The sequence below is a fragment of the Mangrovimonas yunxiaonensis genome, from assembly GCF_000733475.1.
GTDB lineage: Bacteria > Bacteroidota > Bacteroidia > Flavobacteriales > Flavobacteriaceae > Mangrovimonas > Mangrovimonas yunxiaonensis.
This window is the reverse complement of the sequence record NZ_JPFK01000007.1, coordinates 158,376-180,000: the sequence shown is the minus strand read 5'-3', so window position 1 is coordinate 180,000 and position 21,625 is coordinate 158,376. Positions and strand designations below refer to the sequence as shown.

Below are 21,625 nucleotides of genomic sequence, written 5' to 3'. Positions count from 1 at the left end.
TTCTCTGGGCTATCTCCCTGTAAGAGGTAGGTTGCATACGCGTTACGCACCCGTGCGCCACTCGTCAGCAGATTAGCAAGCTAATCCCTGTTACCGTTCGACTTGCATGTGTTAGGCCTGCCGCTAGCGTTCATCCTGAGCCAGGATCAAACTCTTCATCGTTAAATCTTAAAATCTGTATAACGACCCGAATCGATTTTTGAAGGTCTCAAAATGGTTTGTTCTCTCTGTCGAAACAATTGGTTTCCCAATCGTCTCTTACGCTGTCAATTCAATATGTTTATGAACGTGTCTTCTTGTATCGTATCGCCTTGTTTCGCAAAGCGGGTGCAAATATACAACCCTTTTTAAAACTGCAAAACTTTTTTGAAAGTTTTTTTGAAATTTATTTCGAGGCTTAAACGACTCGTTTCTTTTTCAAAATTTCAATGCTTATAAGAACTTTGCTACTCATAGCGTTCGCTATTTTTGCGGCTGCAAATATACAGCCTTTTTTAATCCTAAAAACATTTTTTAATGTTTTTTTGAAGTTTTTTATTTTGAACTGAAAATCAATTCTTTAACCTCAACACACTATAACTTTCTAAGAACTTATGCTTACAGCACTTGCTGTTTGCGGGTGCAAATATACTCCCCTTTTTTCCTAAACAACAAACTTTTCGCAACCTTTTTTGAAGTTTTTTTTCGATTTTAAAATCAAGTCTTGATTTTCAAAGCTTTACAAGATAAGAAAAATTTCCGGTTATAGAAAAGCCTTACAAAAAGAAATTCCACACGATACCAAACCTTACCGTAAAATCTCTGTATGGGTGGTTTGGTGCCGAATAAAAGTCGTACCCTGTCCAGGCCGAATTAAAGTGTTCTGCTTTTAAAAAGAGCCTTGCCTGTTGCACTTTTGCGTTTATAAAGAAGTCTAACCTAGGGAAACCACCATACGCTCTGTCGTTTTGAACATAGAATTCTGCCATAAGCGGATCGTAGGCATTCATATTATAACTTGTAAAGTAATTAAGGGTAACCCCCGATTGCAGGAAAAGTGCTTTCTTAAAAAAGTAATTAGAGTAATATAAGGTATTTCGGGTAACTACTTCTGGCACATTAAAGATGTTATCGCCATTCTTGACGTTTTGGTATGTTACCGTATTCATTAAAGAAAACTTCCCGACATTAAATTGCTTTTCGAGATTAACCTTAAGGTAGTTTATAGAAGCATTGCTTTGGTATGGCTTTATAAATGTTGTACTGGTTTGCTTTTTAAAGTACAAATAGTCACTTATTGTAATTAAGTCGACCGAAATATTGGCCAGCTTGTTAGCGTTTAAGGCAAAGGTTAGCTGTTGTGTTTCTGTATTATTAAAACTGGACTGCCAATTGTAGTTCTTATATACACTTTGGTATAATTGGTAATTATAGTTTGGTGCTTTTGAATTGTGATTAACCATGGCCGACACCGCTATACCATCGGTCACTTTATAGGTGGCCTTTCCTTTTATATAGTTGCCTTCGAAATCGCCCGAAACGTTCAGCCCAAAATCACCTTCAAGGTTAAAGCTCCCAATGTTTTTTCTATAAGTTCCTCCTACAGATACCACATCGCCTTTTAGACGGTTGGTTATATACTCATTATTTATATAGGTTACTTTATCGTACCCATAGTTGTAATTGTTATGAGCCACATTAAAGGTAACATCTCCTATATATTCATTCTTATAATTAAGGTATAGTTTGTTGTAGAAGTTCTCTAAGGTTACCCGATCTCTTAAATTGGTGTTCTGGAAAGCTTCGCCAAAATAATCGTTTTGCCTGTCTTGGTTGTATTCGTAGTATTTATCTTCGAACGCAATAACATGCCCCAAGGCCAATTGGTTTTGCGAGATGGAGTCTTTGGGTTGAATGAGCTTAAAGCTATGGTCTAGGTAAAAGCGTTTGCCCTTTAATATGTTTTCGGCATCTTCAAAATTCACCTCAAGCACAGCCCGATCTTTAAACTCGGGGTTACCCGACTCAAAATAAGGGATATTACTATCTGCTATACCGCCGTTTTCATTATTCAACAAATCCTGCATGGCCACATGCGCATGGGCTACATATTTCTTGTTTTTCGTTTTATAGCTTACCGTTCCTCTAAAATTGCCGGTACTTGTAAGAATATTTTGGTATTTTCCTAACGACCGCACGCCCTTATAAGCAATAGACATGTTAAGCTGCTTGGAGGTGTTAACGGTAAAAAAGGCGTCGACCTGCTGCCCTTGCTCGAAAGCTGTTTTGTAATACAGCTCGGTTAAAGGGGTTGGCACATGATAGTAATTAATATCTTCGACCTCCATATAATTAAAGTGTCTTGCCCTAGCCGCAAATAATGGCATGAGTTGGCTGGTATTAAAATCGTAAATTAATGTATTGTACGATTGTCCTACGTTAGAAAAAGGCATTAACCTATAGGTATCCTTCCTTAAGTAGTTAAACTTGTATTCCTTATGAATGGTAAGTGTGGTATCGACTATTGTGGTATCGTTCTTATGCGAAATTATAAGATAGTCCTCTATCTTGGCATCTTTATTTTTAATGTTTTTATTGCTGGTGCTTTTTCTAGAACCTCTGTAGTCTGGATCATCGTCATCTAGCGCTCCGTTATTTCGCTGTGTATTGGTTTTGTAGTCCCCCATCTGGTCTTTAGAAAGGGTTGGCCTAACCTGTGCATAGCCTAACTTAAAGAAAGATATTAAAAAAACTGCCAAAAAAAGTTTCTTCATAATTATTTTTTAGACCTTGCAAATTTATATACATATATTATAATAACGCTACCTAATTAAGATTTATTTAGATGCTTAAGCTTAAATACTCGAACTTTACCTTTGAATGTGGTACCGACGAAGCTGGTCGCGGTTGTCTTTCTGGCCCGGTTACTGCTGCAGCGGTTATCTTACCCAACAATTTTAAACATGAGGTACTAAACGATTCTAAACAGCTTTCTGAAAAGATGCGCAATGAGCTAAGAGCCGATATTGAAGCGCAGGCTCTAACCTATAGCGTGGCGCATGTTTTTCCTGAGGAGATTGACAAGATGAATATTTTAAACGCTTCTATTCTAGCCATGCACAAAGCAATCTTGGGGCTAAAACACGTTTCGGACTTTATTATTGTAGACGGCAATAAGTTTAAACCACTAAACAACATTCCCTACAAGACCATTGTTAAGGGCGATAGCAAATACCTGTCGATTGCCGCAGCTTCGGTTTTGGCAAAAACCTACCGCGACGCCTATATGGCCGAAATACATGAGGAGTTTCCTTTTTTCAACTGGAAAAAAAACAAAGGCTACCCTACCAAAGAGCACCGACTCGCCATACAAAATCACGGTATTACCAAATACCACCGAAAATCTTTTAGGCTACTCCCCCAACAATTGAAGATTGAATTTTAACTTAATTATATTTGCAAAAAACCCTCGTTTAATGGCATTAGTTTTTCGATTACTATTTCTTGCTTGTTTAATCACAGCTTGTTCATCAGAAAAAAAGAACAAGGACCTGTATAATTACATTCCTGAAGAAGCACATCTTGTTATAAAAAGTACCGACCTGCAAAGTTTGGTAAGCAATATTGAAAACAACCACTTTTTGCAAAAACTAAACGGCTCGACTGTTTTTGATAGCCTTGCAAAAAAAACCGACATCTTAAAACACTTAAACAACAAAGGCCTTGCCATGATTGCTTTTAGCAAAGACGATGGTGGCGCCCTGCAATACACCTTATTAACCAAATATACCGATAGTATTTTTAACCTCGATACGGCTCCAGACCACAGCGTGGAAACCATAACGACCAAAGCTCAAACATATCATAAAACTACGGTAAACGGACGCGCTTTTTTCAACACGGTAGTCGATAGCATTTTTATTGGCGCCACCTCACAACAACTTATGCTTTCGGCGTTAAAAGGTCATGTTTATAAACACAAAGATTTACTTAAAACAGCCGCTAATGGCAGTCAATTGTCCATGTTTATCGACGAGAAAGCCACCAACGTCTTTACAGAACTGCTTTTAAAAGACTCTTTACATCCGCAAAGGTTAACCGAATACGTCTTGCTAGACGTTAACCTAGAGCAGGACGAAGTCCTTTTTAACGGCATAACCCGGGCTACCGACTCGACCCAAAGCCTAATAAACGCCTTTAAAGGCACACTGCCACAAAAAAACGACCTCCCTAAAATAACCCCTTCTAGCAGCGATGGTTTTTTAAGCCTTACGTTTAATAATTTTCACACGTTTCACGACAACTTAAAAGCCTACCAAAAAACAGATTCTTTAGAGCTAGACAAAACCCTTTTTGGTAGCATTTCTGAAATTGGTGTTATTTACCAAGGAGAGCAACAAGCGCTTGTTTTAAATGCTTTAGACGAAACCACAACGGCTCAAGCCATTAGCAGCAGCCAACGTATTGACAGCTACAGAAGCGTTGATGTTTTAAGCTTTAACCAACCAGAACTGTTTGAAAATACCTTATCGCCATTTGTTACGTCTTTTCGTGCCGATAAATATGTTGTGTTGGACAATTTTTTTGTATTCTGCCAAGATATGGCACTTTTGCAAACCATTATTGCCAATTACCAAAACAATACTACCCTAAGCGAAAAAAGCTACTTTCAGAACATTTCAAAAAAACTAAGCGACGAGAGTTCGCTTTTAATTTCGGTGAACACGCCACGCTTAAATGCTATTTTAAAAAACACCCTTTCTAATACTGCCGCTCTTGAAGGGGATGATTATAAATGGGCAACCATACAATTTATTGCAGACAACAACTTTGCACACATACACGGCATAATAAAAAAGGACAAAGCCAAGGCTACCGAAGCTTCGGTTACCGAAGAGTTTAACATAAAACTAAACGAACGCTTACTCAACACCCCGCAATTTGTAACCAATCATCTTACTAAAGAAAAGGAAATTGTTGTTCAAGACATCAAGAACAACCTATACCTCATCTCTAACAAAGGAAAAATCCTCTGGAAAAAACAACTTCCCGGAGCTATTTTAGGCACCATTAACCAAATTGACATGTATAAAAACGGTAGGTTGCAACTGGCCTTCGCCACCGCTAACAGGGTTCATGTTATTGATAGAAATGGTAACGATGTAAAACCCTTCCCTTTAGAATTTAATGATAAGATTACGCAACCGCTTTCGGTTTTCGATTACGATAACAACAGAAAATACCGACTGCTTGTTACCCAAGGCAAAAACATTTTCATGCTAGATACCAAAGGAAGCTCGGTAAAAGGCTTCACTTTTAAATCGGCTAACACGGCCTTAATCCATCAGCCGCAACATATAAGAATTGGCAGAAAGGACTACATTGTTCTAAAAACCGCCAATAGGTTGTATATTTTAGACAGAACCGGAAAGCCAAGAGTATCGCCAAAAAACCAATATGACTATTCCGACCAAGCGGTTTACGAATACCAGGGCAACTTTGCAACCACCACTAAAAATGGTATTTTAATTACTATAGACCAAAAGGGCAATACGGCTTCTCGCGATTTAAAGCTTACCGACATGCACCACTTAACCACAACAGCCAAAACCCTTGTGGCACAATCTGAAAACCGTTTGACCATAAAAAGCAATACTTTAGAAATGGATTACGGCAATTATACGGCGCCAGAGATTTTTTATCTGTATGACAAAATTTACGTTACCCTTACCGATTTACAAACCAATAAAATTTACCTGTTCGACAGCAACGGAAAATCCTTAGACAACTTTCCTATTTATGGCACCTCTAAAATTGAACTAGACAATATAGACAAAGACAGACATTTGGAATTTGTAACCAAAGGCAGCGATAATTCTATTTTAATCTATCAAATAAATTAAATTTTTTGTTAACCTTTATGTTTCAAACGCATTAAACCTAAAAAAACAATTATGATGAAATCAACCAAATCTTTTTATTTAACAATCCTCGTTTCTTGCTTTATTATGCTATCGTGCGATGACAATGTTAATGAGGTTCCTAACACAGAAAACATTCTTACCGAGGAGAATTACATTTACGAAAGTAGCATGTACAAACAGTACCTTAATACAGAAATTAGCTATATTGAAGAAGAGATTGCTACCCTTCAAGCCATTATAGACAATAATGAGGGGAACGAAGAAACCCAAGCCAACCTTGAAGCGGCACAAGAAGAGTTAATAGTTTTAAACAGTATAATAGCAACGTTAAAGCCCATGCCAATAGGAGGCGTGCCTATACCGCCACCGCCACCGCCATGCCCTACTATTATGAGTACTTGCATTCCTATAGACGTTAACTACATTGTATGCGATTCTAATTACACCTCATTAACAGTTAATGTGTTTAGTAATGCCGAAGTCCTTTTAGGGAGTACCACAAACTCTGCACTAGCCCCTTTACCTAACTTTGGGGCAGAGACAAGCTACCAGCCGTTAACCTTAGAACAAGGTTATGTAGGCGACGCCTTTATAGAAATTATTAAAGTTAACACAGAAGGTGTTACCACAGCATACCAAGTTCAGGCCTACATAAGAGAGTAACAGCCTAACTTATTTTGTATATTAGCTTTCAGTTTCCCATAGCTGAAAGCTTTTTTTATGAAAAAAACCTACTGCCTCATATTTTTAATTTGCTCGTTACGGGCCATGGCACAACCTTCGTCAGAAAGCTTAGACGTAGAAACCCTTTTGCAAAAAGCCTACACCCACTTTTACACCAATCAAGACTCGGCGTATTATTATTTTAACAAGATAAAAACCCATTATAAAAACGAAAACCAATGGGAACACGCCATTGCTTCATTAATAAGCATTAACAGGGTTGCAAGCTACAACTACAACCTCAACAAAATGAAATCCAGTTTAAATGAGCTGGACAGTATTTGGGTCAATCATGAGGATTATATTCAGGCGCTCCCCAATCATCTGGTTTATAAAAATTCCATACTATACGATAAAGGCGTGTATTATTTTGAGACCCAAAGCTATGCTCAATCGCAAAAAGCGTTTCAGGACATTATTACCTCTCTAGACAGCCTCCCAGACACATTACATATAAAAGAAACATCGGATTTGCTCTCTGGAGCTTTTAACTTTATTGCAAAAATAAACAGTGAAGCTGGCAGGTATAACGTGGCAGAACAATATTATCAGAAAAACATTCGGTTTATATTAAATAACAAACCAGAAGACAAAACCTCGCTTTACATTAACTATGGCCTGCTTGGCGATTTATACAGTCGCACAAAAGCCTACAAAAAAGCCAATTTACTTTTTAAGGAGGCGCTAAACTACAACCTAGAAAATAAAGGCAATAACAACACCATCATTTCTTTAAGCCAAATTCTCGCAAACAACTACATTGCCTTAAAACAACCCGATAGTGCTAATTATTACATGCAGGTTTTAAAAAACCATTTACCAGTAAAGCACCCGCTAGAGAACACCTATTACAATGCCAAAGCCAAACTATATCTGGATCAGCAAAACAGCTCCCTGGCTTTAAAGGCCTACCAAAAGGCCCTAGATTTAACCCAAGAAAAATGGAACAATCAGCCCCATCCGGAGGTTGCCGAATACCACCATAAAATAGGGTTGTTGCACTACAACAATAACAACCTAGAAAAAAGTATTCTAAATTACAATCTGGCCATTGCCACATTAAACCAAAACAACTCCCAACTACAATCAAACCAGCCGCTTTTAGTTAAGGTTTTAAAAGACAAAGCCATTGCTTTAAATCAGGTTGCTACAAAGGAAGCGTACACAAACACTACAAAAACAGTACAACTGGCCATTACAGCCCTAGACAGCTTAAAACCAACTTTTAAAAGTGAAGCCGATAAACTTTTGCTCATAGAAGATGCCTTTCCTTTGTTTGAAGCCGGTATAGAAGCTGCTTACCAACAATACCAACTCACCAATGATCCAGCTTTTATAGAGCACGCCTTTTTTTATTCAGAAAAAAGCAAAAACACCTTATTATTTGAAGCCTTGCTAAGTGCTAAAGCCACTAAGTTTAGCATGATTCCAAATGAACTACTTGAAAATGAAAAACAGTTAAAATCTGAAATCAGCAGATTAGAGAAAAATATAATAAGTGGCAAACAGAATAACAACCATGCTTTAAAAGACAAGCTATTCGAGCTTAAAAAAAAGCATTGGAACATTATTAAAACCATAGAAACCAACCACAAGGATTATTACAACTTAAAATACAACACACAGGTAAGTCGTTTAAACGCGTTCCAAGAAACACTACAAGAAGAAGATCTTGCCATTACATACTTTTATGGCAATCATGCCTTGTACTGCATTTCGTTAAACCAAAACTCGGCTAGCATACACAAAGTTAAGATGTCCGAAGCGCTTAACAATAAAATTGTTTCGGCATATAAAAATTTAAGCTCGCCCCAATCTCAAGTTTCGGTATTGGCCACAGCAACCCACGAACTGTATACCCTCCTTGTTTTACCAGCCATTAAACCATATAAAAAAGCGCAGCGGCTTATTGTTATTCCAGACGGCTTGTTAAACTACCTTCCATTTGGAAGTTTTAACACGCAAAAAGACGGTCTAAACTATTTAATAACACATAAAACTATTGGTTATGCCAATTCTGCAACGCTACTCATGCAGTTGGGCGAGACCTCTATAAGCAATCGCAACCTACTGGCTTTAGCCCCCGATTTTAAAACCAGCAATAATAAAACACTATTACCCCTACCCAACAACAAAAAAGAGGCCAATGTTATTTTAAATTACTTTAATGGCAAATCGCTAATAGGTGCACAGGCCACACTTAATCATTTTTTACAAGAAAATCAAGAGCACGGAATAATTCATTTAGCAACTCATGCCGTTACCAATGACAAACACCCAGAGCTTTCCTACCTTGCTTTCGAGCCAGACACCAACGAAGAAAACCTTCTGTACGTAAGCGATTTATACAACCTAGAGCTTCGTACCGAACTTGTTACCCTAAGCGCTTGCGAAAGTGGCATTGGCGAACTAAAACGCGGTGAAGGCTTTTTAAGTCTTGCGCGTGGGTTTTATTTTAGTGGCACCAAAAGTATTGCAAGTACCTTATGGAAGATTAACGATGGCGCCACCGCTAAAATAATGGATGGATTTTACGCTTACTTATCGCAGGGTCATCCCAAACATGTGGCTTTGCAAAAAGCCAAGGTAAATTTTATTGCAGACAACAAACAAAATGCTCTAGTACACCCTTATTATTGGTCTGGTTTTATTGTTTCTGGAAATCTATCGGCAATTAACGAAACCCAAACACATTACGTTTGGGGTTTAATTGCTTTTTTAGGGCTGGTAGCTTTTGGGATAACCTTTCTAAAAACCAAGCCTTAATCTAAACGGTCAAGAATCTCTAACGCCTTTTCTTTATTGTATGTATACGTATTTACCAATGTGTTTAATTGCACTTTGGCCTGCGTCTTGTTTTTCAACTTTAAATACGTTAGGGCCAAATACCAATGGGCTTCGGGCACAAAATCTTTTTCAGTTTCTATCACCTTTTCGAACATGGTTTTGGCGGCTTCTAAATTTTCCAATTCCAAATAAGTCTGCCCCATATAAAATGAAATATAGCTCGCTTTATTGGTCTGCTCAATTTCTTTAAACGTCGCCACCGCTTGCTTATAATCTTCTGCTTCGTAAGCCACAAAAGCCGCTCGTTCTAAAGAATTATTAGCATCTCCTCTTGTTATACTATAAACGGTATTGGGATAAGTTTTATAATTGTCTTGGTAAAGTCTGTTGTAATTTAGGCCAAAAAGAGTGTTATAACCAAACCAACCTAAAAACACAACAATAGAAGCAGCAACGGCAAACATCTGGTAATTAAACCTTGTTTTACCCGGTTTAATTGTAGTGTTGGCTAAATCTTGCTCAACCTCTTTAAGCCTTGCTTTTAACTTACGGCTTTCGGTTTCTTTTATGGCACTTTTTAGGTTTTTCTCAAACTCGAACTGGGCTTTAAATGCCGCATCCTGTTCTAACAGTTCGTTGAATGTTTGCGTTTCCTTTAACGTTAAGGAATTTGAGAAGTACTTATATAATAGGTCGTCTTTATTCATTTTAAATCGTATTAGATTTAATAAGTTCTCTTAATGTTTTTAAACAGCGTGATTTTTGGCTTTTTATCACGTTCTCACTATTGTAGTCGCTAAACTCCAATATTTCACTTATGGTAAACCCTCTGTAGTAAAATAGGGTTAAAATTTCTTGACATTTTTTTCCTAACGTCCCAAAGTGTGTTCGTAAAAGTTCCTGTTCTTCGCTTAAAGCTTCCGGCTCTAAATCTAAAGCGGACAAGTCGGACGTTTCGTCCTGAACCAAATGCGTGTAATCGTTGGTTTTTAATTGCCTTTTCTGTTTTCTTAACCGGTCCATAATTAGGTTTTTCCCAATACTGAATAAATACGTACTTATACTGCTTGTAAGCACCTCTAACTTTCCAGAAACAATATTGTTGTAAAAAATGATATACGCATCCTGATAAACATCAATAACATCTTCTTCTGAAAGGGCATACCGTTTAGCAAAGTTTAAAAACTTGTCCCTATTGGCTTCATAAACTTCTCTCTGGGTGCGCTCTGAACCAGACCGAAGCGCCTTTAGTATATGATGGCTCGCATTAGTATTTTCCATTTAATGAAAATTGTGGTTTAAGGTTAACACCAATAGCCAAAAATAACCTTTAAACCTATACACCACCATCTCTTTAACAAAAAAAACCTTACAATTATGTTAATCCTAACCGCTTATGCAACATAAAGATTTAAAGCACATGGCTTATAGTCATGCTTTTATACACCTCATTTTTTTTGAGTTAGTTAATTGCAAGGCCAAGGGTTTATGCATAGCGAAGCATAAACTTTTGGCTTTTTTATTTATTTGATGTTAACCTTTTACAAGTGAAAGCATAAATAGATGTTAATCAATAAACTTTATTTAAAATGAAAACCTTACAACTAATCGGAATTATATTTTTTTCATTATTGATTTATAATTGTAGTAGTGATGACGATAATATGCCTCAAAATGATATCATTCCTACACAATCAATAAAACTTACAGGCGTAATTACTGGTACTTTGGAAACTTTATTTAATTACGATGAAAATGATAGACTAACAAGTTACACCTATAGCGGAGTCCCTAGTAATATTATTTATGATAGTGAAGGTAAAATAATTCAGTTTTCTAATTACACTTATAATTACGATAGTTTAGATAGGGTGTCGGGTGTTACACAAACTAATTCGGCCTTATTCACCAACATTGCAACAAACTACACATACAATAATAACAATTTGGTTTTAACATCTTACACACATTACACTTATAGCTCAAGTGGAACAACTAATTATATAGAACGACAATACGAATACAATACTGATAATAAAATTACTACTGTTACCGAAACAGCTAGTGAAAATAGCTATAGCACTAAAGTTAAATTGTTTTACAACACCCAAGGAAATGTTTCACAAATAATAAACGAAGCTAGCTATGACAACGGGCTAACTTACACAATAACCGAAACCCAAACATTTAGTTACGACAACAAAAAAAACCCAGGTATCTTAACCCTAAACAAACTGGGAATTGACAACCCTCAATCTATATTTAACCTAGCCGAACTTTATGATCAATCTCCCGAAAATTATGTGTTTTTCCGAACATGTATTTACAACAATAACAATATAACACAGGTAGCTATCCAAGGTGACTCTTATAGTTCGTTAAAAGAATACGATTACGTGTATAACGAGTTTGATTATCCAATTTCAGCAGAAGTAACACACTCCAATGGTGATGTTACAAGTAAAAACTGGATTTACGAAATAACCGAAACCCCATAATAATATAACGCTCTAATGTTAACCTTTTACAAGGCTAAAACATAGATACATATTAACCAATACATTTTATTCTATGAAAACTTTAAGAATTTTATTTCTTTCACTGCTCCTTATAGGGTTTTGTAGCTGTGAAAATGACGACTCGGAAAGCCCGACCACAGATGACGATCCTCAAACAACTTCTTTCTCTGAAGTAAAAACAGACAATTGGCGCGATAACATTGGACAAGAATTTACCGTTGAAGGCATTTTTATAAACACTAATGGCGTTACAAAACTACTTACCAATGCTGATGATTTTTATGTAGATGCTTTAACCGAAGAAGACAACTATATTCATTTAGATGTTTCTCAAGTTAGCAATCAAATTAATCATGACGACTACTTTGGAAAGCGTGTAAGAATAACAGGGACTTGTGTTGAGAATAGCGATAGTACCATTTTACAAAGTGCCGAATTAATTGGCGATGTGTCGCTAGCAACTATTCTAGTCACTAATATTTCGAATATTGTAATTCTAAACAGTTCGGTAGTCATTACACCTATTCCCGTTTTTTCAATTTGTGACAGATATCCTATGTTATGTAATTTTCAAATCGATCCGTTTGCTCACAAAAAAGCCTTGCTGTATAGTGGCGGTATAAATTCTTCATACGCCTATACGCGTTATTGGAACGACATAAAGCTTATGTACCAAATTTTATTAAACAAGGGGTATCAAGAAGAAAACATACGTGTAGTTTATAAAAATGGAACAGGTGAAGACTCCGATATTCCTGTACACTATGCCGCTACTCCAACAGGATTAGACAATGCCTTTTCTTATTTAAATGAATTCATGAATGGACAAGATCAGTTTTTCCTGATGATGAATAATCATGGTGGTGGAAAAGATAACGACGGACGCTATAGTACAGCTGTTTTTGATAGTGATGGTGATGATAATCGTGGTAGCATAAATGATAATTCAGATGAACAATATTACTTCTATAACAACTCCACAGCATTAACCGACGATTGGTTAGCCGAAAGAATTAACAACCTTAACATGAGCAGTATGATTGCTGTAGTAAAACCTTGTTATAGTGGTGGTGTTATCTGGGACTTTAGAGGTGATAACCGAGTTGTTTTAACTTCTGGTACCGAGTTTCAAGTCACATGGAGTCATCACTCAGGACAATACGGTGAACAAACCTTTCACTTTTTCTCGGCTATCATGGGAGAAAACCCTATTACTGGAGCTCCTGTAAATGCCGATCTAGACGGCAACGGTCAAATATCAATGTACGAAGCACAAATGTATATTTTAGATAACGATGCTAGATCAGAAAACCCTCAATACGACGATAACGGCGATGGTATTGAAAACACTCCAACCACTGGCGGCATAGGCAACAACATGTATTTATAACCATTTTTAACCCATAAATTTTATTTAAAAATGAAAACTTTAAAAACAATCAAGATTCATTTAAAAGCAACATCAATCCTTATGCTTGCATTATTACTATCTTTTAATGTTGCATGCTCGCCAGAAGACGGCGAAGATGGCGCTCCTGGAAAAGACGGCAATGCGAATGTAATCGCTTCAGATTGGTTCCAAATTCAATTTGATCATATTAATACTGCTAATGATTATGCTTATATGGCCATAAACATTCCAAACTACCAAGAATTTGTCGATAATGGTGGTGTAGCCATGGTATACTTAAGACAAAATTTGAATGGAGAATCTATTATACATCCTTTACCTTACGAGGACATGCTTTCTTTCGCTTTAGCTAATGTTCCTAGTGAGGGTGTAGAAAACTCACTAGTTATTTTTGCAAACGGGTCTGACATAAGTGATTTAGAAACTCTAACTTATATTAATTTTAAATATGTTTTAATACCCGGTGGTGTAGAAGCCAAAAACACTATAGATTACTCAAAAATGTCATATGAAGAATTAATAACTCATTTCGAATTAGAAGACTAATTAAATCGTCCTAAATAATTTTTAAAAACCGAAGTTACAAGCTTCGGTTTTTTTAGGGCTTTTCTTCAAGGAAATGATTAGTATTGCACTCTAATATTAATGTTATGATTTCACGCAAAAACGCCACCATTGCAAAATGCATTTTGCATAAGGTGGGCAATAAGTTTAACCATACCCGAAATGCGTTTTCTGAAGACCTGATTCATTTTGATGATGCTAGCTACGACCTCATGCTGCCCTTTCTACTAAAACCTTTTGTTAGCGAAGTGCAAAGCTACCGCTTTAGCCACCATGCCGATATTAGCCTAAACGAAATAAACACTTACAGCAATACTATTTTTTTAGATGACGAGGCCTTTATAGACACCTCCAAACATATTGTAGAGCATTTGTTCGAGCAATCCAATTCGGCTCAAATAAAAACCGGCGATGTGCTTATCGTGCTTTTTGAAGGTATTGAATTTAACGACATAACCACCAATGCCCTAGGCATTTTTAAAATAGAAAGTAAAGTCAACTTTTTTCAAACATATCTAGAAAACAACAGTTACGATATTGTCGTGCAAAAAGGCATTAGCAGTAAAAAAGTTGATAAAGGCTGTCTTATTTTAAACCAAAGCGATGGCGAAGGCCGCATGGTGCTATGTGCCGACAATAACAATTACGATGCCCAATATTGGACCAAGCACTTTTTAAATGTAGCCTATGCCGATGATGCCAACCAACACACCCAACAATACATAGAATTGTGTAGGGACTTTTCTGAAGAAGTACTAAAACCCTCCTATGGCAACCAAGAACAAAACACCTTTCTTGCAAAAACCATCGACTATTTTAAAGAACACGAAAGTGTTAATATAGAAGACTTTAAAGACGATATTTTTGAAGAGGACAAACACAAAACCCTTTTTGACGACTACAAGAAAAGCTTTGAAAGCGAGCTGGACATTGTTATAAAAAACCACTTTGATGTAGCCGAAAATGTGGTTAAAAAAGCCAAACGCAAATTAAAAACCGAAATTAAACTCGATACCAACATTCAAATAAAACTAGATATTGATGCGCCAGAGGCTTCCAGCGAATATCTGGAACGCGGTTACGACGATGAGAAAAAAATGCACTATTACAAAGTGTATTTTAACGAAGAAGGCTAAAAAAAAAGCACTCAATTATTGAGTGCTTTTTAGTTTTTATTTGGTTACAAATTCCGCTTCAAACAACGTTTTAAAATGTTTTAGAAGTTTGTCTTTTACCTCGTTTACATCAACCTCTTTTTGCCCCAACTCTACGTTTAAGGAGGTTACGGCTTTTCCACGAATGCCACAAGGAATCATGTTATCGAAATACCCCAGATTGGCATTTACATTTAAGGCAAAACCATGCATGGTTACCCAACGACTGGCACGCACGCCCATAGCGCAAATTTTTCTAGCAAAGGGTGTTCCTACATCCAGCCACACACCGGTTTCGCCTTCGCTACGTTCGGCCTTTAAACCATACTCGGCTAGAGTAAGGATTATGGTTTCTTCTAAAAAGCGCAGGTATTTATGAATGTCGGTAAAAAAATTATCCAAATCCAATATAGGATACCCTACAATTTGCCCCGGGCCATGATACGTAATATCGCCACCACGGTTTACCTTATAAAACGTCGCCCCTTTTTCTGCCAATTGGGTTTCGTTTATTAATAAGTTAGACATATCGCCACTCTTACCAAGTGTATACACATGTGGGTGCTCGACAAATAAAAAATAATTGGGCGTTTCTAGACTTAAATCTTCTCTTCTATTTTTAATCTTTAAGTCTAAAATTGTTTTAAAAAGCGATTCCTGATAGTCCCAAGTCGCTTTATAATCTTTTTCCCCTAATTCCTGTAGCTCTATTTGTTTGTTCATAGCGTACAAAATTACGGAAAAATTATGGCTTAACTTTTAGGATTGTTTAAAATTACCAAAGCGGCAATAACCCCAGGAACCCAGCCACAAAGCCAAAGCAAGAATACAATAAAAATAGATCCGCAACCCTTATCTAAAACAGCTAAAGGCGGGCATAAAATAGAAAGTAACACTCTCCAAAAACTCATAATAATTTTGTTTGTTGATTGATGTACGTATAGGACGTTCTCTTTTTGAATTTGTTACAGCCCCATTTTAAAATAAAAATAGTAGTTTAGAGTTATGAAAAACGCTTTTATCCTCGGTTTTTTATTATGGGTTAGCTGTGCCAGCGCACAATATAGTTTTAGTGGGCACGTAAACCACAAGCAATGGCATAACAATGTGTACTTGTCTGTAATTGAAGACTACCGGAAAATCTCTGGAGTTTATTACGAGCAAATCATTTCTAAAATTAATACAGACAGCCTTGGGTATTTTGAGTTTACGGGAAACGAACTTGAAAACGATAACAGAATTTACAGAATACACGTCGATAATTGTTTTGATGACGAGCAAAGCGCCAACCATTTTAACGGCCATTGCGACGATAGTAAAGAGATTGTTTTTATAGCAAAAAATAACGATACCGTGGTATTTCCCTTCTCTTTCGACAAACAAATGTTTTGCAACATAAACGCGACCAACCCCAAAACGGCAGCCCTTGTTAAAATTGATTCTTTAAAGGATGACATGAAATTTGCCTATGGTGAGTTTAGAAGTGAAGCCAGTCGAAAACTAAACAACAAAAAGTGGTTTAAAACATTTCAATCGTATGGCGAACAACTTAACGAACCGCTTGCAGAGCTTTACATTTATGCATTTCTGTCTAACCGCAGTCACGACCTTCACGAATACTACCTTAAGGATCTTGAAAACAACCCTTATTACGACAAGCTATTAAACCGCTTAAAAAAACGCTACCCAGACCTTACCTATACCGCACAATACGAAAACGAACTCGCTTCAGATAAATATAGCATTCAAAAAAGCGGCGCTTCAATCTCAAACAAACACTTCATTATTTATGCCTTGTTGGTTTTATCCTTGCTAGGCAATGCCTGGTTATGGAGCATATTAAAAAAGCACAAAACCAAAAAAAAATCAATCATAAAGGAAACGCTTACCAACCAAGAACAAAAAGTTCTCGACCTTTTGTTGGAAGAAAAGACCAATAAGGAAATTGCCAAAACGCTTTTTATTAGTTTAAGCACAGTAAAAACCCACGTAAACAATGTTTACAGAAAATTAAACGTGCAGTCTAGAGAAGAGGCTAAGTCATTGTTTACAAAGTGATTACAAAAAATTAACCTAGGTACTAGTACCCATTTCATCCTGGCTTTTCTGTCTTTTTACCCGCATTTTAAAGATGTTTGTTTTTGTAATCAATAAATTTAAAACATTATGAAAACACTTAAATCAACCGCATTAACATGTATTTGTTTCTTAACATTTTTGTCTAACTACGCGCAAGAAGCCGTCTTAAAAGACAACAACCTAGGAGTTCTTACCTTCGAGACAGAAGAAATAGATTACGGCACCATAAAGCAACATGCCAATGGCGACCGCACATTTATGTTTACCAATACAGGCCGTGCACCTATTGTTATTTCTAACGTAAAAACATCCTGTGTACCGTACCGTCTTATGCCAAAACACCTATCATGCCAGGCGAAACAAGCGAGATAAAGGTACATTATGCCACAAATAGAGTTGGCGCATTTAAAAAGACCATTACGGTTATATCCAATGCAGTAGAAAGCGCCAAAACGTTAAGAATAAAAGGGGAAGTTTTAAATCCCAATCTAGCAGAAAAATAAATCGGTTTTTGCTTCTTGCCAATTGCTAAATTCCTACATCAAGTTGCATGTTAATTTTTTGAAATAGCGTAATTTTGCACACGTTTGTCACAAAAGGCAACCTATTAAAATATAATGAGCATGCAACTTTCAGAACAAGAAGTAGTAAGAAGAGAAAAATTAGAAAAATTGAGAGCGTTGGGCATAAATCCCTACCCAGCAGATTTATACCCCGTACAAGACACCTCAACAAGTATTAAACAGCGTTTTGAAGAAGGCAAAAAAGTAGTTGTTGCCGGACGGCTTATGTCGCGTCGTATTCAAGGTAAAGCCTCTTTTGCCGAGTTACAAGACAGCGAAGGTCGAGTTCAGGTTTATTTTAACAGAGACGAAATTTGTACCGGCGAAGACAAAACCAAATACAACGACATTTATAAAAAACTGCTCGATATAGGCGATTTTATAGGTGTAGAAGGCGAATTGTTCACCACGCAAGTTGGCGAAAAAACCATTATGGTTAAAGATTTTTCACTTCTAAGCAAAGCCTTAAAGCCATTGCCCTTACCAAAGGTAGATGCCGATGGCCTTATACACGATAAGTTTGATGACCCCGAGCAACGCTACAGACAACGTTATGCCGATTTGGTTGTAAACCCTAATGTAAAAGATGTTTTTGTAAAACGCACAAAACTCTTTAACGCCATGCGTCAATTTTTTAACGATGCCGGATATTTTGAAGTTGAAACCCCTATTTTACAACCCATTCCAGGAGGTGCCGCCGCACGCCCTTTTATAACACATCACAATTCTTTAGACATCCCGTTGTATATGCGTATTGCCAACGAGCTGTATTTAAAGCGACTTATTGTAGGAGGCTTTGATGGGGTTTACGAATTCTCTAAAAACTTCCGTAACGAAGGGATGGACCGCACCCACAATCCAGAATTTACCGCCATGGAAATTTATGTTGCCTATAAAGACTACAACTGGATGATGGATTTTTGTGAAAAGCTGTTAGAGCATTGTGCCATTGCCGTTAATGGTACCTCGAAGGCCACTTTTGGCGAACATGAAATAGACTTTAAAGCCCCATACAAGCGAATCACTATGGCCGATTCTATTAAAGAATTTACAGGCTTTGATATTACAGGAAAATCTGAAGACGAGATTCGCCAAGCTGCTGTAAACATGGGAATAGAAGTTGATGACACCATGGGCAAAGGTAAATTAATCGATGAGATTTTTGGCGAAAAGTGCGAAGGCAACTACATACAACCTACTTTTATTACCGACTACCCAAAGGAAATGAGCCCGCTGTGTAAAGAGCACCGCGACAATCCAGAATTAACAGAACGTTTTGAACTGATGGTTTGCGGTAAGGAAATTGCCAATGCCTATTCAGAGCTAAACGACCCAATAGACCAAAGAGAACGCTTTGAGCACCAGCTAAAACTGGCCGATCGTGGCGATGATGAAGCAACACAGTTTATCGATTACGACTTCTTGCGCGCCTTAGAATATGGTATGCCTCCTACTTCGGGAATGGGAATAGGTATGGACCGTTTAATTATGTTTTTAACCAACAACCAATCCATTCAAGAGGTGCTGTTCTTCCCTCAAATGAAACCAGAAAAGAAAGCACCAGAATTAACCGAAGAAGAAAAAGCCGTGCTTTCGCTATTAAAAGCCCACACTCCCATAGCATTAGATCAGTTAAAAGAGCTATCAGGCTTAAGCAATAAAAAATGGGATAAATCCATTAAAGGCTTAACCAAGAATGGATTAGCTAAAGTTAACAAAACCGATGCTGGTTTATTTGTAGAAATTTTATAATTTTAGATTTTTATGTTTCGCTAGAGAAGTTATGTTATAACTTCTTTAGCTTTTTGCCCCAAAACAAACATGAAGAATTTAACCCAAACACTAACCTCTGGTAAGAACATTCTTATCATACCCATTATTATATTTTTTGGGCTGTCTACCGTTGCCTTTTTTATATGGGAAAAATCGATAAGTGATTACCAAATAAGGGTTAAGGAGCAAATACAATTAACCGGAAATATTTCTACCAAAGAGTTTATTAAAACCATAAACAAAGAGGTTCAAAGGCTTGAAAACCTTAAAACCAGACTAGAAGTATCTAACGGTAGGTTTCATAATTATTGGGCAAAAGAAACCAACATGATCTTAAGTCAATCGCAAACAATAAAATTTATTGAATGGATAGACACCACCATGGTCATAAAAAAAATAACCCCCTTAAAAGGGAATGAAAATGCTCTTGGCCTAGACATTTCAAAAATTGATTACCGAAAAAACGATTGGGTTAAACATACCACCAACAAAACAATAAACATTACCTCGTGGTCTAAAATGACTCAAGGTGGAGATGCTTTTCTAATCGATATCCCCACGTACTACAACAATAAACTTCAGGGTACTGTTTCGGCAGGAATGGATTTCACAACCAGCTTTAACGAATTTACCAGCGGACTTGAAAACTATTGCATAGAATTAATAGACGATAACGGCACCTCCTTTTACACCTACAACCTAGCCAATAAAGCAAACGTTGGCGATGAGTATACCTTTACAAACACCTTAGAGGCCGACAAGCTAAAAGGGCAAAATTGGGAGTTAAGGCTACACCCTACTAATGAGTTGCTCTCATCAACAAACGAAACGGCATTTATTAATTATACCTTAATCTTTGGGGTGGCTTTGTCGTTTATGCTTAGCTTGCTTATTTATTTTTATCACAAATCCCTAAAAGAAACCCAAAGAGCTCTTGAAGGAAACACACGTTTGGCTAATTTAAACCTACGTTTAAAGAAAGAAAAAAAGAGGGCCGAAGACGCCTCTAAAGCCAAAACAGACTTTCTCTCTAATATGAGTCATGAAATTAGAACGCCCCTACACGCCATTTTAGGGTTTCTTCAAATTTTAAAGCAAAGCGAGTTTAACGATCGTGAAAAGGAGTACATTAATCTTATGGGGAAATCGTCTAAAAGTCTATTGGCTATTGTTAACGATATTCTCGAAATTCATAAAATTGAATCTGGCACGGTTACCCTAGAAGAAACCGCCTTTATCCCCTTAAAAAAAGTTAGGGAAATTACCGACACTTTTCAACTGCAGTTTATAGACAAAGGCCTTTACTTAAAAACCGATTTTATTAAAAATGGCGGTATAAAAGTTAAAGGCGATAAAAACAAGTTTTCTCAGGTTGTAACCAACATCTTAAAAAACGCCTTAAAATTCACCCCTAAAGGCGGAATAGACATTACCTACTGCGAGCATATTTTAGATGATAGGTTAAACGTAAGAGTGGTTGTAAAAGATACTGGCGTAGGCATACCTAACAACAAGCTAAACAGCATTTTTAAAAGGTTTATACAAATAGACAGCAGCTTAAAAAAACAGCATGAAGGCAGTGGTTTAGGCCTAGCCATTAGTAAAGAGTTTGCCGAGCTGCTAAATGGAGACATTACCGTTGAAAGCTCTGAAAACGAAGGCAGCACTTTTGTTTTTACAGCTATGTTTAAAATATGTGAAAATCAAGAAAACATTGTTAAAAAACCGCTTGATAGCTTGTCCTTATCACACCTCAATATTTTGGTGGTCGATGACAACAAAATAAACGTTATCGTTCTTAGAAAGCTTCTCGAAGAAGTAAACATAAATGTAGATGTCGCTAATAACGGTCTTGAGGCTTTAAAGAAAACCAAAGTTAACGACTACCATATTATTTTTATGGACATCCACATGCCCGAAATGGATGGTTACGAAGCCACCCAAAACATTAGAAAAGTAAACGACCAAGTTGTTATTATTGGACTTTCGGCAAACGTTACAACCGATGCCATTGAAAAAGCCATGAAAAGCGGCATGACAAACTACCTTACCAAACCATTTGTTAAAGAACGGCTGTACAAACTTATAAACATGTACTTTCCTGAGAAGGTTGAAGGCTAAAATCGAATTATTTTGCTTATTTTTAGTA

At 36.9% G+C, this 21,625-nt stretch carries 16 protein-coding genes, 1 rRNA gene and 1 pseudogene (1 of these 18 running past the window's edge); 12 read left to right on the top strand and 6 right to left on the bottom strand.

The window, feature by feature from the left end; genetic code table 11:
* Together IA57_RS08195 and IA57_RS08190 are read right to left on the bottom strand one after the other, a co-directional pair.
* Nucleotides 1-162: ribosomal RNA gene (locus IA57_RS08195) — 16S ribosomal RNA — on the bottom strand; it reaches 1,364 nt to the left of the window's first position.
* A gap of 593 nt (nt 163-755) precedes the next feature.
* Nucleotides 756-2,753, bottom strand: coding sequence for a putative porin (locus IA57_RS08190; RefSeq protein WP_036121882.1), 1,998 nt, complete (start codon nt 2,751-2,753; stop codon nt 756-758).
* Between the two features lie 71 nt (nt 2,754-2,824).
* Here IA57_RS08190 and IA57_RS08185 point away from each other — a divergent pair, with 71 nt between their 5' ends.
* From IA57_RS08185 to IA57_RS08170, 4 genes are read left to right on the top strand one after another with little or no spacing between them, the layout of a single operon-like run.
* Nucleotides 2,825-3,424, top strand: a complete 600-nt coding sequence (locus tag IA57_RS08185) for a ribonuclease HII (RefSeq protein ID WP_036121880.1) — start codon at nt 2,825-2,827, stop codon at nt 3,422-3,424.
* A gap of 31 nt (nt 3,425-3,455) precedes the next feature.
* Nucleotides 3,456-5,882, top strand: a complete 2,427-nt coding sequence (locus IA57_RS08180; protein ID WP_036123212.1) for a ribonuclease HII — start codon at nt 3,456-3,458, stop codon at nt 5,880-5,882.
* Nucleotides 5,883-5,933: 51 nt separating this feature from the next.
* The gene (locus IA57_RS08175; protein ID WP_036121878.1) at nt 5,934-6,566 is read left to right on the top strand and encodes a hypothetical protein; all 633 of its coding nucleotides are present in this window, start codon (nt 5,934-5,936) and stop codon (nt 6,564-6,566) included.
* 57 nt (nt 6,567-6,623) lie between these two features.
* Complete coding sequence (locus IA57_RS08170) at nt 6,624-9,392, top strand: CHAT domain-containing protein (protein ID WP_036121875.1); 2,769 nt, start codon at nt 6,624-6,626, stop codon at nt 9,390-9,392.
* On the opposite strand, the gene IA57_RS08165 is transcribed toward IA57_RS08170, so the two are convergent.
* Nucleotides 9,389-10,120 carry a tetratricopeptide repeat protein gene (locus IA57_RS08165; protein ID WP_036121872.1) on the bottom strand — a complete coding sequence of 244 codons (732 nt, stop codon included), beginning with the start codon at nt 10,118-10,120 and terminating at the stop codon, nt 9,389-9,391. The two genes, IA57_RS08170 and IA57_RS08165, sit on opposite strands and share 4 nt — an antisense overlap.
* Before the next feature lies 1 nt (nt 10,121).
* Nucleotides 10,122-10,694 (bottom strand): RNA polymerase sigma factor, encoded by a 573-nt coding sequence (locus tag IA57_RS08160; protein ID WP_036121870.1) that lies wholly within the window; start codon nt 10,692-10,694, stop codon nt 10,122-10,124.
* Between the two features lie 308 nt (nt 10,695-11,002).
* Between IA57_RS08160 and IA57_RS08155 the strand changes: the two genes are divergently transcribed.
* The 4 genes from IA57_RS08155 to IA57_RS08140 all read left to right on the top strand — a co-directional run bounded on the left by IA57_RS08155 (nt 11,003) and on the right by IA57_RS08140 (nt 15,043).
* Nucleotides 11,003-11,911 carry a hypothetical protein gene (locus tag IA57_RS08155; protein WP_036121867.1) on the top strand — a complete coding sequence of 303 codons (909 nt, stop codon included), beginning with the start codon at nt 11,003-11,005 and terminating at the stop codon, nt 11,909-11,911.
* A 73-nt stretch (nt 11,912-11,984) separates the two neighbouring features.
* Nucleotides 11,985-13,322, top strand: a complete 1,338-nt coding sequence (locus tag IA57_RS08150) for a hypothetical protein (protein WP_036121865.1) — start codon at nt 11,985-11,987, stop codon at nt 13,320-13,322.
* 30 nt (nt 13,323-13,352) lie between these two features.
* Entirely contained in the window at nt 13,353-13,889 is a 537-nt protein-coding gene (locus IA57_RS08145; protein WP_036121864.1) for a hypothetical protein, read from the top strand.
* Nucleotides 13,890-13,993: 104 nt separating this feature from the next.
* Nucleotides 13,994-15,043 (top strand): nucleoid-associated protein, encoded by a 1,050-nt coding sequence (locus IA57_RS08140; RefSeq protein ID WP_036121861.1) that lies wholly within the window; start codon nt 13,994-13,996, stop codon nt 15,041-15,043.
* A gap of 36 nt (nt 15,044-15,079) precedes the next feature.
* Here the strand turns inward: IA57_RS08140 and lipB are convergent, their stop codons facing one another.
* Together lipB and IA57_RS12495 are read right to left on the bottom strand one after the other, a co-directional pair.
* Nucleotides 15,080-15,784 carry a lipoyl(octanoyl) transferase LipB gene (lipB, locus tag IA57_RS08135; RefSeq protein ID WP_036121858.1) on the bottom strand — a complete coding sequence of 235 codons (705 nt, stop codon included), beginning with the start codon at nt 15,782-15,784 and terminating at the stop codon, nt 15,080-15,082.
* Nucleotides 15,785-15,813: 29 nt separating this feature from the next.
* Entirely contained in the window at nt 15,814-15,972 is a 159-nt protein-coding gene (locus tag IA57_RS12495) for a YqaE/Pmp3 family membrane protein (RefSeq protein ID WP_084176740.1), read from the bottom strand.
* Nucleotides 15,973-16,066: 94 nt separating this feature from the next.
* Between IA57_RS12495 and IA57_RS12490 the strand changes: the two genes are divergently transcribed.
* From IA57_RS12490 to IA57_RS08115, 4 genes and pseudogenes are all read left to right on the top strand, one after another.
* The gene (locus tag IA57_RS12490) at nt 16,067-17,119 is read left to right on the top strand and encodes a response regulator transcription factor (RefSeq protein WP_084176739.1); all 1,053 of its coding nucleotides are present in this window, start codon (nt 16,067-16,069) and stop codon (nt 17,117-17,119) included.
* Between the two features lie 108 nt (nt 17,120-17,227).
* Nucleotides 17,228-17,643: pseudogene (locus tag IA57_RS08125) on the top strand (DUF1573 domain-containing protein).
* Between the two features lie 120 nt (nt 17,644-17,763).
* On the top strand, nt 17,764-19,455 hold the full coding sequence (gene lysS, locus IA57_RS08120) for a lysine--tRNA ligase (RefSeq protein WP_036123207.1): 1,692 nt from the start codon (nt 17,764-17,766) through the stop codon (nt 19,453-19,455).
* Nucleotides 19,456-19,524: 69 nt separating this feature from the next.
* The gene (locus IA57_RS08115) at nt 19,525-21,597 is read left to right on the top strand and encodes a response regulator (protein ID WP_036121855.1); all 2,073 of its coding nucleotides are present in this window, start codon (nt 19,525-19,527) and stop codon (nt 21,595-21,597) included.
* Nucleotides 21,598-21,625: the final 28 nt, after the last annotated feature.